Raw genomic sequence first — 12,717 nt, forward strand, 5'->3', positions numbered from 1 at the left:
ACCGCAGCCCCACGCCACCTGAACCCCCTTCTGAACAGGGGTTTTGATCATTTGGCGATGACTACGTTGTCATGCCCCCGGTGGTCCCGAAACGTCTCGGAACGCGGACACGGGCGCCGTCGTCGTCGACGGCGCCCGTGTCCGGGATGCGTGCCCGTGGGCAGCAGGTGGGCGAGATCAGGCCACGCCGGCGTTGAGGAAGATCCCGCCGTCGACCACGAGCGTCTGCCCGGTGACCCAGGCGGACTGCTCCGAGGTGAGGAACGCGGCGGCGCCGCCGATGTCGGAGGGGACGCCGAGCCGGCCGAGCGGGTAGCCCGCGGCGGCCTCCTCCTCGCGGCCCTCGTACAGGGCGGCGGCGAACTTGGTCTTCACCACGGCCGGGGCGATCGCGTTGACCCGCACCCCGGGCGCGAACTCGTGCGCGAGCTGGGCGGTGAGGTTGATCAGCGCGGCCTTGCTGACGCCGTAGGCGGCGATGAAGGGCGAGGGCGACAGGCCCGCGACGGAGGCGATGTTGACGATCGCGCCGCCGTTGTCCTTCTGCCAGGCGTGCCAGGTGCGCTGGGCGAAGCCGAGTGCCGAGATCACGTTGGTCTCGAAGACCTTGCGCGCGACGTTCAGGTCGAGGTCGGCGATCGGCCCGAACACCGGGTTGGTTCCGGCGTTGTTGACCAGGAAGTCGACGCGGCCGAAGGCCTCCATCGTGCGCTCGACGGCGACGGCCTGGTGGGCCTCGTCGTGCGCCTTCCCGGCGACGCCGATGACCCGGTCGGCACCGAGCTTGTCGACGGCCTCCTTGAGGGTCTCCTCGGTGCGGCCGGTGATGCAGACGCGGTCGCCGCGCGCGACGAGCGCCTCGGCCACGCCGTAGCCGATGCCGCGGCTGGCGCCCGTGACGAGGGCGACCTTGCCGGAGAGTGCGGGCAGTTCAGTCATGTCAGTCGTTACCTAGTCTCCGTGTTCCCTGGTCTCCGTGTGCCCTAGTCGAGCGGTCCGCCGGCGACGTACAGCACCTGGCCGGAGACGAATCCGGCCGCCTCGCCGGTGAAGAAGGCGATGGCGTTGGCGATGTCGTCGGGCTCGCCGACGCGCGCCACCGGGATCTGGGTGGCGGCCGCGGCCTTGAAGTCGTCGAAGCCCATGCCGACGCGGTCGGCGGTGGCCTTGGTCATCTCGGTGGCGATGAAGCCGGGGGCGACGGCGTTGGCGGTGACGCCGAACTTGCCGAGCTCCTTGGCGAGGGTCTTGGTGAAGCCCTGCAGACCGGCCTTGGCGGCGGAGTAGTTGACCTGGCCGCGGTTGCCGAGCGCGGAGGAGGAGGACAGGTTGACGATGCGGCCGAAGCCGGCGTCCACCATGTGCTTCTGGCACGCCTTCGACATCAGGAAGGCACCGCGCAGGTGCACGTTCATGACGGTGTCCCAGTCGGAGACGCTCATCTTGAACAGGAGGTTGTCGCGCAGCACGCCCGCGTTGTTGACGAGGATGGTCGGCGCGCCCAGCTCCTCGGCGATCCGCGCGACGGCCGACTCCACCTGCGCCTCGTCGGAGACGTCGCAGCCGACCGCGATCGCCTTGCCGCCGGCCGCGGTGATCTTCTCCACGGTGTCCTTGCAGGCGGCCTCGTCGAGGTCGATGACGGCGACGGCGCGGCCTTCGGCGGCCAGTCGTACGGCCGTGGCGGCACCGATACCGCGCGCGGCTCCGGTGACGACGGCGACCCGCTGCTCATTGGTGGACATTGCTGCTTCTCCTCGTCCTGGGGATGCGGCCCGTGCGGGATTCCACGGCCTGCCACCTTGGGTGAGCGACCGCTTAGTACCTTCCGCAGACGTGACGCTAGAAGCCCTGGCACCCGGTGTCAACGGGACACCGCTCCGGTGTGATCCATTACCTGGGCCCCACCACCCCGGCACCACGTGGGCCCAACCCGATCGGACCAGCGCTGCGGGCCCCCGCGCCGCCGGAGCCCTAGCGTCGGAGGCCGAGCCCCTCGTGGCCGGAAAGGAGGCGTCCATGCGCCGTCGTACCGGTGCCGCAGGCATAGCCGTCGCGATCGCCGCGATCGTGCCGCTGGCCGACCCCGCACACGCCCAGGAGCCGGATTCCTGGACCCACATCCATCAGAAGGCGGCCCGGTCCGTCTCCGACGACGACCCGGGCGACGCGGCCGCGTTCGCCCCTGACCCGTACGCGCCCGACGCGCTCTCACCCGACGCGCTCTCACCGGACGCGCTCGGCGACGGCTGGTCCGGCGAGGGACCGGCCGACGGAGCCGGAGCCGGCACGGGCCGGCAGGACGAGGGCGGACTCGAGGAGTACGACCCCGACGAGAACGGACTCGACGAGCACCGCCCGGACCAGGACGGCGACGGCCAAGGCGGGAAGGGCCAGGACGGCAACGGCCAAGGCGGGAACGGCCAGGACGGCAACGGTCAGGGCGGCAACGGCCAGGACGGGTTCGACGAGGGCCGACCCGCCGACGGAGGGTCCGGCCGGCTCCGTCCCGAGGAGGGCCGGAACGACCAGGGCCGGATCGATCAGGTCGGGTTCGACGCCGCCCGGGAGGCGGTCGGTGGCGCGGCCGACGGCGCACCGCCGCGGCGGGACTCGTCCCCGACGATCTCCGCGACCTCCAAGCCACGCCCCACGCCGACCACGGCCGTGCCGGGCCCCACCACCTCCCCGACCGTCGCGCCGACGCTCGGTACCCAGGGCGGACTGGGCGGGGCCTCGGGAATCGGGCCGAGCGGCCGGGACGTCGGCATCGGCCTGACCTGCGTGGCGAGCGCCGCGATCGCCGCCGCCTACGTACTCCGGCGCCGTCGGCGCGCCTGACCCCCGGCAGGCGGGGCCACCTACCGCACCAGCAGGTCGAGGAGCCGTTCCGTCTCCGCCGCCGGGTCGGTCGTGAGGCCGGTGTGGACGGGGCCCGGCTGGACGATCGTGGAGCGGGGCGCGATCAGCCAGCGGAAGCGGCGGCCCGGGTCGTCGCCGGCCGCCTGTCCCGCCGCGTCCCCGCCGGCGCACACACCCTCGACGGCACGCAGCGCGGCGCGGACGCCGGGCAGGTCCACGTGCGGGTCGAGGGCGAGCAGCCGGTTCTCGTCGAGGTGGGTGCGGACTCCGACGAAGGACTTGGCCCGGCAGTACACGAGCACTCCGGCGTTGACGCACTCCCCGCGCTCGACGCGGGGCACGACGCGCAGCAGGGCGTACTCGTAGACGTGGCGGTCGCTCACCGGTCCCCCTCGGTCCTGACGCGCTCGTGGATGGTGGCGGCCCGCTCGCACAGGGGCCGCGCATAGGCACGGCGCAGGTCGTCGGGGGTCGCGAAGCCGGGTTCGTCCAGCAGCCAGACGTCCGGGATCTCAGCGGTGACCTCGGCGAGGAGTTCCTCGGTGACCAGGGGCGCGAGCGCGGCGGCGGCCGAGCGGATGTCCGGGGCGAAGCGCGCGAGGGCGTGGTCCGAGGCGTCGTAGGGCCGGGCCGCGGAGGTCTCGGCGCCGGGCCAGTTGTGGTGCCAGATCATGGTCGCCCCGTGGTCGACGAGCCACACCTCGCCCTGCCACCGCAGCAGGTTGGGGTTGCGCCAGGACCGGTCGACGTTGTTGACCAGCGCGTCGAACCACACGATCCGCCCGGCCTCCTCGGAGCTCACCTCGAAGGCGAGCGGGTCGAAGCCGAGGGCACCGGAGAGGAAGTCCATGCCGAGATTGGTGCCGCCGCTCGACTTGAGCAGTTCCTGCACCTGCTGCTCGGGTTCGCCGAGCCCGAGCACCGGATCGAGGTCGACCGTCACCAGCCGCGGCACCCGGAAGCCCAGCCTGCGGGCGAGTTCCCCGCAGACCACCTCGGCGACGAGCGTCTTGCGCCCCTGCCCGGCGCCGGTGAACTTCAGGACATAGGTGTTGAGGTCGTCGGCCTCGATCAGTCCGGGCAGCGAGCCGCCTTCACGCAGGGGGGTGATGTAGCGGGTGGCGGTGACATCTCTCAGCATTCCCGAAGCCAACCTGTCCTAGTGGCCTTGCTTTCCCTGGCCGCCTCCCGGGGTGTCCGTCGGACGGAATCGCACGGATGAGCCGCGTGCATAGTAACCGAGTGTGATCGTCCGTGAGGAACGCCCCGGACCACCGGGCGCGGTGACCACGGACTCCCCCGCGATCTTTCCCGCCTCGGCCGACCGATCGTAATGACATCCATTTTCATGTACTGTCGGCCTCGCTCACCGTTCGTACCGGAGGTCCTCATGGCCGTACCCAAACGCAAGATGTCGCGCAGCAACACCCGGCACCGCCGCGCTCAATGGAAAGCGGAGACACCGCAGTTGGTGACGGTCACGGTGGACGGGGTCCCGTACCGCGTCCCCCAGCGGCTGGCCAAGGCGTACGAGCGCGGCCTGCTCCGGCCCGAGGGCTGACCCGCAGCCGAGACTCCGGGCCGGACGGTGGTCGCAGCCACGGCACCGTCCGGCCCGGTACCCGATCCGTACTCTTCGACCGCTGGTCGGCGAACTCCCCATGCCCTACCAGGAGATGCCGGCCGTGCTCGCCGCGCGGCGGCTCCCCCGGGCCGAGGGCTACCGGCTCAACCTCCTGCGCCTGCCTTGACACCGTGACGGCCTCGGACCCGCCGCACTCGCCCCCGCCCCGCCGCCGCACGGGCGACGGGCGGGTGGCGGTGGGGTCCGCCCCATGGCGACGGTCTTCGGCCGTCCTGCCGGGTCAGCCCCCGGACTGCCGGGTCAGCCCTCGGACTGCCGGTTCAGCACTGGGACTGCCGGTTCAGCTCTCGGACAGCCGCAGATACGGGGCGACGCTGCGGAGTTTCTCGCAGGTCTCCTCGATCTCCCGCTCGGGGCTGGACTGTGCGGTGACGCCGGCGCCCGCCCTCAGCCAGGCCTCGTTCCCCGCGCCGATGAGGGTGCGCAGGACGAGGGCGGCGTCAAGAGCGCCGGCAGTGTCCCCCCGGAACACCGCGCCGCCGTACAGGCCACGTGGCCCCTCCTCGTGGCGGGCCAGGGCCCGGAGTGCGGCTCGTTTGGAGACGCCGGTGGCGGTGATCGCGGGGAAGAGTGCGGCGAAGGCGTCCCACGGTCCGGCACCCGGCCGCAGACTGCCGGTCACCCGCGAGGCCAGGTGCTGCACCGACCCTCGCCGGCGTACCGCCATGAACTCCTCGGCCACGACGGAGTCCGGGCGGCACACGGCCGCCATCTCCTCCCAGGCCAGACGCACGGACACGGCGTGTTCGTGTATCTCCTTGGGGTCGCTGAGCAGTTCCGTGCGCAGGCGCTCGTTCTCCGCCGGATCGGCTCCCAGTGCGCGGGTACCCGCGAGCGGCTGCGTGCTGACGCGCCCGTCCTCCCCGACCTCCAGCACGGTCTCGGGGCTGAAGCCGGCCGCCCGGTAGCCGCCGAGGTCCAGCAGGTAGGAGCGTGCCGGTGTGTTGGCCCGGCGGCCCGCGAGATAGGTCGCGGGGAAGTCCGGGCGGAGTCCGGCGGGCAGCGGGACCTTCCGGGAGACCACGGCCTTCTCCAGCAGTCCGGCACGGATGTCCTCGACCGTGCGGGACACCGCCCGGCCGTAGGCGGTGGCGCCGTCCGCGATGACGCCCTCGGTCCTCTCCGGCGTCGGCTCGTCCGGGACGGTGCGTTCCGCTCCGGGCTCCGCCAGCAGGTCGGCGACCTTGCGTACCCACGCCTCGTCCACCGCGCGGACCACGGTCTCCTCACCGGTCAGGGTCACCTCGACCTCGGGGACCAGCGCGTGCAGCAAGGGCCGGTCTCCCGCCGGCCCGGGGTCCGCGTGGAGCAGGTGGGCGAGTTCGAAGGCCGCCCAGCCGTAGAAGCGGCGATTCCCGCCGCCCGCGTCGCGCAGGGCGGCCAGGGCGTCGGCGAACGCCGTCAGGGGTTTCCCGTCGGTGCGCGAGGTCCAGGACCGCCCGGCGGCCCGCGCGGTGATGCCGGTCGCGTCGGCGGTGACGCTGACGGCGGAGCCCGCCGCGAAGTGCCAGACGCCGCCCTCCCCTTCGTACACCGCGTACTGGTCGGCGAGTCCCGCCTGTGCGAGGCGGGTGGCGGTGGCCGCCGGGTCGGGGCGGGGTGGCCGGGCGCTCGCGCACGCGAGCGGAGGGACGGACCTCGCCCATGCCTCCCAGGCGTTCCTGGATCCGGTGCTCATGGTGTCGTGCCTTCTCTCTGCCGCTGGGGCCGGGTCGGTCGCCGGTGCCGGGTGGGGGGTCATGACGGTGTCGCCTCCAGTCGCCAGCCGTGGGCCCGGGCCCGCCGTTCCCAGAAGGAGGCGTACGTGCCTCCCGCCGTCACCAGGTCGTCGTGCGTGCCCCGTTCGGTGATCTCGCCGTCCTCCAGGACGAGGATCTGGTCGGCGCTCACGACGGTGCTCAGCCGGTGCGCGATGACCAGGAGGGTCTTGCGGTCGGCCAGGCTCCGCACGGCCTCGGCGAACAGCGCCTCGTTCTCCTGGTCGAGGGCGGCGGTGGCCTCGTCGAGGACGAGGATCGGGGCGTCCTTGAGGAGTGCGCGGGCGATGGAGACGCGCTGCCGCTGTCCGCCGGACAGTCGCGCGCCGCCCTCCCCCACCTCGGTGGCCCACCCCTCGGGCAGCTCCTCGATCACGCGGTCCAGCCCGGACAGAGCCGCGGCCTCCGCCAGTTCGCCGGCGCCCGCGCCGGGGGCGGCGATGCGGACGTTCTCCTCGATGGTGCCGTCGAAGAGGTAGACGTCCTGGAAGACGAGGGAGACGTGGGCCGCGAGGGCGTCGGCGTCGATCTCGCGGACGTCGACGCCGCCGATGCGCACGGTGCCCTCGGTGGTGTCCCGGAATCGGGCGAGCAGCCCGGCGATCGTCGTCTTGCCGGCGCCGGAGGGGCCGACCAGCGCCGTCATGCTGCGCTCGGGCAGGCGGAAGGTCACATCGTTCAGGACCGGTCGTGCGGCCGCCCCGTCGGCCGGATCGCCGCCGCCGTCGTAGCGGAAGCCGACCCCGGTGAACTCCACGCTCGCGTCGCGAGGCGTCTTCGGCTCGGCGGGCTGGGGGAAGGGCGGTTCGTCGAGGACCGCGCCGAGGCGTTCCAGGGTGTTGCGGGCGATGCGCATGCCGGCTCCGGCCTCGGCGGCGGACGACACGCTGTCGATCAGGCGGACCAGCAGGACGAGGAGCGCCAGCAGGGTGGGCACGTCGAGCGATCCGTCGAGCTGCCAGGAGACGCCCAGGGCGAGCAGCAGCGCGAAGACGAGCCGGGTGGCGAACGAGAACGAGACCAGGCCGGGCAGCCCCCGCGCGATGAGCCGCCGGTCCGCGCGCGCCTCGGCCACCAGGGCGTCGTCCAGCGCTCCGTACCCCTCGGCGGTCCGGCCGAAAGCCCGCAGCACCGGCTGGTTGCGCGCGTACTCCAGGACCCGGTCGGCGGACTCGCCGATCGCGGCGTCACGGCCGAGGTCGAGCCGGCGCATCACGGCGGTGCTCGCCGTCTGGACGGCGAACAGCACGGGCGCGCAGACCAGCAGCACCAGGGCGGTGCGGATGTCGAAGAAGAAGGTGGCGATCACCAGCGTCGCAGGGGTGAGCACGGAGCTGATGAACGGGCGCAGCAGGTGGGCCGGCGTGCTCATCACCTGGATGACGTTCTGTCCGGCGAGCCTGCTGAACTCCGCCGTGCGACCGGCGGTGAACCAGCCCAGCGGCAGGCGCAGGGCCTGGTCCGCCATGCGACGGTGGAGCACCCGGGACAGCTGGGAACCGACCGTGAACCCGCCGCCTATGGCCGACCCCTGGAGCACGGCGTGCGCTAGCGCGCAGGCGCCGAACGCCGTCAGCCAGGGCCACACGTCGTCGGGCTCGGGGCCGAGCAGGGCCCGCAGGACGGGCACCAGGAGGGCGAAGGCCACGCCCTGGAGGACGGCCGCGCCGCTCTGGAGGAGGAGCAGCCGGTTGAGCGGGCGGGAGCCTTCCGGGCCCAGGACACGGTAGAGCTGACGGATCATCGTGCACTTCCTTCTCGGATGTCGTCCGCGCTCCTCTGGGCCTCCCACAGCGAGGCGTAACGGCCCCGGGCGGCGATCAGGTCGTCGTGGCGGCCCTGTTCGGTGACGCGTCCGTCCTCGAGGACCACGATGCGGTCGGCGGAGCGAACGGTCGCCAGCCGGTGGGCGATGACGAGCAGGGTGCGGCCGGACGCGAGCGCGGACAGCGCGTCCTGGATCAGTGCTTCGGAGTGCGGGTCGGCGTACGCGGTCGCCTCGTCGAGCACGAGGACCGGGGCGTCGGCGAGCAAGGCCCGCGCGATGGAGAGGCGTTGCGCCTCACCGCCGGAGAGGGTGACGGCCGTGCCGAGTTCGGTCGCGTAACCGTCGGGCAGGGCCATGACGCGGTCGTGGATGCGGGCGGCGCGGGCGCACCGCTCGACTTCCTCGTCGGTGGCCTCGGGGCGGCCCAGGCGGATGTTGTCGGCGACACTCGCCCGCAGCAGCCGTACGTCCTGGAGGACGAAGCCGACCCGGCGGTACAGCTCGGTCGCGGGGATGTCGCGGAGATCGACGCCGCCGAGGGTCACCGTGCCGGCCGTGACGTCGTGGAAGCGGGGCAGCAGCGAGGCCAGGGTCGACTTGCCGGAGCCGGAGGGGCCGACCAGCGCGGTGACCGTGCCGGGTGCGAGGTCGAGGTCGACGCCGCTGAGGACGTCGGTCTGCCCGTCGTAGGAGAAGGACACCCCGCGCAGGGAGATGTGGTGGCCGTCGGGGAGGGCGGGGTCGGCGGGCTCGGGGAGCGTGGGGGCGTGCAGCAGCTCCGTGACGCGTACGGCGGCGGCCTGGCCGGCCCGGATCTGCTGGATGCGGGGGCCGACGACGCCCATGGGGGCGGCCACGGCGGGGCCGAGCAGCAGGAAGGGGACGAGCTCCGCGCCGGTCGTCCAGCCCTGGGTGACGAACACCGCGCCCACCACGGTCAGGAGGAGCAGGACCACGGCCGGGGCGACCACCAGCACGGCGGCGGTGGAGCTGACCAGGGTGGTGCGGACCCATCGGGAGAAGAAGTCGGCGAAGCCCTCGGTCGCGGCGACGAAACGCTCGTGGGCCTTGCCTCCGCGCCCGAAGCTCTTGAAGACGGCGATGCCGGACGCGAACTCCACGGCGGCGGCGGAGATGCGCCCCGACGCGGCGCCGAACTCGGCCATCTGCGCCGCCGCGCCCGCCATGGCCCGGCTGAACAGGAACACGCCGAGCGCCAGGGGCACGACGCTGAGCAGGGCGAGGCGCCAGTCGACGGTGAACAGGTAGGCCAGGGCCAGAACGGGCGCGGTGAGCACGGCGACGACGTCGAGCAGGGTGTGGGCGAACAGCGTGTGCAGCGCGCTCACGTCGTCCTGCACCGCCTGCTTGACCTCACCGGTGCCCCGGTCGGTGAGCCGGCCGAGCGGCAGCCGCCCGATGTGCCGGGCCAGGCGACGGCGGAGGGCGAGTTGGAGGTCGTTGTCGGCGACGTGGGCGAGGGCGCCGGCCGCCGTGCCGCACACCAGGGCGAGCAGCCCCGCCGCGCAGGCCTGCACGACCAGCGGCCACAGGGTGTCGCCGTCGGCGGGGGCCCCTCCGGTGAGACGGCCGGCGATCTCGGAGACGGCGATGAACGGCACCACTCCGGCGAGGGCCGCGACGGCCTGGAGGCCGACGGCGGCGGCGAGTCGGCCCCGGACGGGCTCGGTCAGCGAGCGGAGCGGGCGCGGGGGTGCCTGGGTGCCCGCGCCGGAGGCTGCCGGGGCCGGGGACACCGGGTCCGTGCCCGACCCGGGAGGTTGTGACTTCACTTGACGAGTACTCCGATTTCGGGGATGGGCCGGCCGCCCGCCTCGGTGATGCGGCGGCTGGTCATGCCTGCCTCGCGGGCCAGTCGGGCGACGTCGAAGGTGTGCCAGTCGTAGCTGTCGGCGACCTCGCGGACGGTGCGGCCGTCGCGCAGGACCTTCCAGGTCGTGGTGAACCGCATGGCGTCGCCCTCGGTGGGCTCGCCGCCGATCCACCACTCGTACGTCTGGCGCCCGATGGTCTCCCTCAGTGACATCACCGGGGGGATGACGCGGGGCGAGGAGACCCCCATCAGTTCCACGATGATGGGCGCACCGTCCGGCAGGCGGGCCGCGAGCCGCTTCCACAGCGCTACGCGTTCGGGGACGGTGAGGTGACCGGCCACGCCGAAGATGACGACGGCCGAGAGCCGTTCGGGCAGGGCGAGGTCCTGTGCGGCGCCATCGACCACCGTGACCCGGCGCCGCAGGTCCGGGTCGCGGGCGACCCGGGAGGTGAGCATGGCCCGCATGGTGGCCGACGGCTCGGCGGCGAGGATCTCGGCCTCGGGGAGTGCGGCGGCGATGACCTCGGTCACGCGTCCGGTGCCCGCGCCGATCTCCAGGACGGGGCCGTGCGACACGTCCAGGCCCGCGAGGACGCGGGTCAGCGGGGGGCCGCTGCTGGCGGTGTGCCGGGTGGCGACCAGCTCGTAGAACTCGGCCGAGGTCGAGTAGTAGTCGATCACGACAGTCTCCAGGCGGGGGCGGACGTGGCCGGACGGGCCGACACGGCCGGATGGGCCGACACGGCCGGGTGGTGGGGGCTCACGGGGTGCTCGGCCAGGTGCGCCGGCCGTCCGTGGTCAGCGAGGGGTCCATCCTGCGCAGGACGGTGGCGACCACCTCACGGCGTCGCGGGGTGAGGTAGAAGTGGTCGCCGGGGAAGACGCGGACCTCGGTGCGGGCGGTGGTGAGGTCTGCCCAGCCACCGGCCCGGTCGCGGCTGCGCTCCTCGCCGAGTTCCGGGTCGGCGGCGCCGGTCAGCACGTGGATCGGGCAGGACAGCGGCGGCCGGTCCTGGGGCCGGTGGGTCTCGATGATCCGGTAGTCGTGGCGTACGGCCGCCAGGATCAGGGAGCGCAGCCCGGGGTCGTCCAGGACCTCGCGGCTGGTGCCGCCGAGCCGCCCCAGTTCCGCGCACAGGACGTCGTCGTCCTGGCGGTGGAGCTGTCCGGTCACCGCCGTGCCGGGGGCGGCCCGGCCCGAGGCGAAGAGCCGGCGCGGGCCGGGGGCTTCGCGGCGGTCCAGTTCATGGGCGAGTTCCCAGGCCACGGCGGATCCCATGCTGTGTCCGAAGAGGGCGTACGGCCGGTCGAGCAGCGGCAGGACGGCGTCCGCGACTGCGGTCACCAGCTCGCCCATGTCGGCGCTCGCCGGGTCGTCGAAGCGGTCCTCGCGGGCCGGGTACTGGATGCCGACGATTTCGACCTCGGGGGGCATCAGCGCCGCCCAGGGCCGGTAGAAGCCCGCGCTGCCGCCGGCGTGCGGCAGGCAGATCAGGGTGAGCCGGGCGGCGGAACCCCCGTTCCACTGCCTGATCCACGGGCTGTCGGCGCGCGCGGCGCGGGCCGACGCGTTCGGCGAGGAGGACGGGGTCACCAGGTCACCATCAGTTCTTCGAGGCCGAAGGTGGCCGAGTCGTGCTTGACGGCGACCCGGTCCCGGTCCCCCGCGAGGCGCAGCGTGGGGACACGGCGGACGAGGGTTTCCAGGGCGACCTCCAGCTCCAGCCGCGCCAGGTGCTGGCCTATGCACTGGTGCACGCCGTAGCCGAACGCCACGTGGTGGTTGTCCGTGCGGTGGAAGTCGACCCGCTCGGGGTCGTCGAACTGCTCGGGGTCGTGGTTGGCACCGGCCAGGAGCGCGATGACGCCGTCGTCGGCGGGGACGGTCCGACCGGACAGCTCGATGTCCTCGGCGGCGACGCGCAGCGGGATGGAGTCGGCGACGGACAGGACGCGCAGGAGTTCGTCGACGGCCGCGGGCATCAGGGAGGGGTCCCGGCGCAGTTCCTCCCTCAGCTCCGGCCGCTCCAGGAGGAGCAGGGTGCTCAGGGCGATCATGCTGGTGGTGGTCTCGCGGCCTGCGTTGATCGTGATGCCGAGAGTGGACAGCAGCTGGTCCATCGTCACGTTGCCGGGGACCAGGTGGTCGGTGACCAGCTTGGAGATCAGGTCGTCGCGGGGTTCCTCCCGTCGCTCGGCGATCAGCTCGGCGAGCAGGCCGAAGAGGCCGCCGAGGGCTTCGGAGACCTGTTCCGCGGTGCTGTTGCGGGAGCCGGAGATCCGGGTGACGTCCCGGAAGAACTCCAGGTTGTGCGGCGGGATGCCGAGCAGTTCGCAGATCACCGACGTGGAGACGGCGTTGGCGTACGCGGTCACGAAGTCCACCGGGCCGCCGGTGTCCAGCATGCCGTCCAGGATCTCGTCCACCTGCGCCTGTACGGCGGGCCGCATCGCCCGGACCCGGCGCACCGTGAACGCCGGCAGGAGCATGCGCCGGTAGCGGGTGTGCTCGGGGGCGTCGGTGCGGATGAAGGGACGGAACCTGGCCCCGGCCTCCTGCTCGCCCTCGCCGAGAGCGGGGAAGCCGGGGCGGCGGATGTCGGCGCTGACGCGCGGGTCGGAGAGCAGTTCGCGTACGTCGTCGTAGCGGGTCACCACCCAGGCCTCGCGCTTGGTCGGCAGGGTGACGCGGGCGACCGGGTCGTCGGTGCGCATCGCCGCGTACTCGGCGGGTGCGGCGAAGGGGCAGCCGCGCCGGATCGGGAAGTCACGGGGCGCGGTAGCGCCGGTGACGGGTTCGTCGGGGGCGCCGGGCGCCGTCGGGGACACGGGGGTTGTCATGGGTGGT

General features: G+C 73.2%; 12 protein-coding genes. 2 read left to right on the plus strand and 10 right to left on the minus strand.

Annotation, left to right across the window (positions count from 1 at the left end; translation table 11 throughout):
• Window positions 1-177: 177 nt before the first annotated feature.
• Both ACLIN4_RS05445 and fabG read right to left on the minus strand, forming a co-directional pair.
• The gene (locus ACLIN4_RS05445; protein WP_100044502.1) at window positions 178-939 is read right to left on the minus strand and encodes an SDR family oxidoreductase; all 762 of its coding nucleotides are present in this window, start codon (window positions 937-939) and stop codon (window positions 178-180) included.
• 44 nt (window positions 940-983) lie between these two features.
• The gene (gene fabG, locus ACLIN4_RS05450; protein ID WP_043375402.1) at window positions 984-1,745 is read right to left on the minus strand and encodes a 3-oxoacyl-ACP reductase FabG; all 762 of its coding nucleotides are present in this window, start codon (window positions 1,743-1,745) and stop codon (window positions 984-986) included.
• A gap of 274 nt (window positions 1,746-2,019) precedes the next feature.
• Here fabG and ACLIN4_RS05455 point away from each other — a divergent pair, with 274 nt between their 5' ends.
• Window positions 2,020-2,841: a hypothetical protein gene (locus ACLIN4_RS05455; protein WP_107479652.1), complete on the plus strand. Its 822-nt coding sequence runs from the start codon at window positions 2,020-2,022 to the stop codon at window positions 2,839-2,841.
• Window positions 2,842-2,861: 20 nt separating this feature from the next.
• Here the strand turns inward: ACLIN4_RS05455 and ACLIN4_RS05460 are convergent, their stop codons facing one another.
• Together ACLIN4_RS05460 and ACLIN4_RS05465 are read right to left on the minus strand one after the other, a co-directional pair.
• On the minus strand, window positions 2,862-3,245 hold the full coding sequence (locus tag ACLIN4_RS05460) for a DUF3037 domain-containing protein (RefSeq protein WP_107479653.1): 384 nt from the start codon (window positions 3,243-3,245) through the stop codon (window positions 2,862-2,864).
• Window positions 3,242-4,003 (minus strand): HipA family kinase, encoded by a 762-nt coding sequence (locus ACLIN4_RS05465; protein WP_369181254.1) that lies wholly within the window; start codon window positions 4,001-4,003, stop codon window positions 3,242-3,244. The genes ACLIN4_RS05460 and ACLIN4_RS05465 overlap by 4 nt, the downstream gene beginning before the upstream one ends.
• Window positions 4,004-4,252: 249 nt before the next feature.
• Between ACLIN4_RS05465 and rpmF the strand changes: the two genes are divergently transcribed.
• Entirely contained in the window at window positions 4,253-4,423 is a 171-nt protein-coding gene (rpmF, locus tag ACLIN4_RS05470; protein WP_100044497.1) for a 50S ribosomal protein L32, read from the plus strand.
• Between the two features lie 364 nt (window positions 4,424-4,787).
• Here rpmF and ACLIN4_RS05475 read toward each other — a convergent pair whose 3' ends face one another.
• From ACLIN4_RS05475 to ACLIN4_RS05500, 6 genes are all read right to left on the minus strand, one after another.
• Window positions 4,788-6,185: a salicylate synthase gene (locus ACLIN4_RS05475; protein WP_411575545.1), complete on the minus strand. Its 1,398-nt coding sequence runs from the start codon at window positions 6,183-6,185 to the stop codon at window positions 4,788-4,790.
• 59 nt (window positions 6,186-6,244) lie between these two features.
• Window positions 6,245-8,008 carry an ABC transporter ATP-binding protein gene (locus tag ACLIN4_RS05480; RefSeq protein ID WP_107479655.1) on the minus strand — a complete coding sequence of 588 codons (1,764 nt, stop codon included), beginning with the start codon at window positions 8,006-8,008 and terminating at the stop codon, window positions 6,245-6,247.
• Complete coding sequence (locus ACLIN4_RS05485; RefSeq protein ID WP_411575546.1) at window positions 8,005-9,825, minus strand: ABC transporter ATP-binding protein; 1,821 nt, start codon at window positions 9,823-9,825, stop codon at window positions 8,005-8,007. Before ACLIN4_RS05485 ends, ACLIN4_RS05480 begins: the two co-directional genes overlap by 4 nt.
• The gene (locus ACLIN4_RS05490) at window positions 9,822-10,550 is read right to left on the minus strand and encodes a class I SAM-dependent methyltransferase (protein ID WP_381940028.1); all 729 of its coding nucleotides are present in this window, start codon (window positions 10,548-10,550) and stop codon (window positions 9,822-9,824) included. The genes ACLIN4_RS05485 and ACLIN4_RS05490 overlap by 4 nt, the downstream gene beginning before the upstream one ends.
• A 79-nt stretch (window positions 10,551-10,629) precedes the next feature.
• Window positions 10,630-11,463 (minus strand): thioesterase II family protein, encoded by an 834-nt coding sequence (locus ACLIN4_RS05495; RefSeq protein WP_381940030.1) that lies wholly within the window; start codon window positions 11,461-11,463, stop codon window positions 10,630-10,632.
• The gene (locus ACLIN4_RS05500) at window positions 11,460-12,710 is read right to left on the minus strand and encodes a cytochrome P450 (protein ID WP_381914480.1); all 1,251 of its coding nucleotides are present in this window, start codon (window positions 12,708-12,710) and stop codon (window positions 11,460-11,462) included. The genes ACLIN4_RS05495 and ACLIN4_RS05500 overlap by 4 nt, the downstream gene beginning before the upstream one ends.
• Window positions 12,711-12,717 lie beyond the last annotated feature (7 nt).

Origin of the sequence: Streptomyces mutabilis, assembly GCF_046628145.1 — a bacterium.
Lineage (GTDB): Bacteria > Actinomycetota > Actinomycetes > Streptomycetales > Streptomycetaceae > Streptomyces > Streptomyces mutabilis.

Bases quoted from the DNA above. Each gene is read 5' to 3' on its own strand.
- rpmF (WP_100044497.1), top strand. From the start codon at position 4,253: ATGGCCGTACCCAAACGCAAGATGTCGCGCAGCAACACCCGGCACCGC.
- ACLIN4_RS05465 (WP_369181254.1), bottom strand. From the start codon at position 4,003: ATGCTGAGAGATGTCACCGCCACCCGCTACATCACCCCCCTGCGTGAA.
- fabG (WP_043375402.1), bottom strand. From the start codon at position 1,745: ATGTCCACCAATGAGCAGCGGGTCGCCGTCGTCACCGGAGCCGCGCGC.
- ACLIN4_RS05445 (WP_100044502.1), bottom strand. From the start codon at position 939: ATGACTGAACTGCCCGCACTCTCCGGCAAGGTCGCCCTCGTCACGGGC.
- ACLIN4_RS05500 (WP_381914480.1), bottom strand. From the start codon at position 12,710: ATGACAACCCCCGTGTCCCCGACGGCGCCCGGCGCCCCCGACGAACCC.
- ACLIN4_RS05475 (WP_411575545.1), bottom strand. From the start codon at position 6,185: ATGAGCACCGGATCCAGGAACGCCTGGGAGGCATGGGCGAGGTCCGTC.
- ACLIN4_RS05480 (WP_107479655.1), bottom strand. From the start codon at position 8,008: ATGATCCGTCAGCTCTACCGTGTCCTGGGCCCGGAAGGCTCCCGCCCG.
- ACLIN4_RS05455 (WP_107479652.1), top strand. From the start codon at position 2,020: ATGCGCCGTCGTACCGGTGCCGCAGGCATAGCCGTCGCGATCGCCGCG.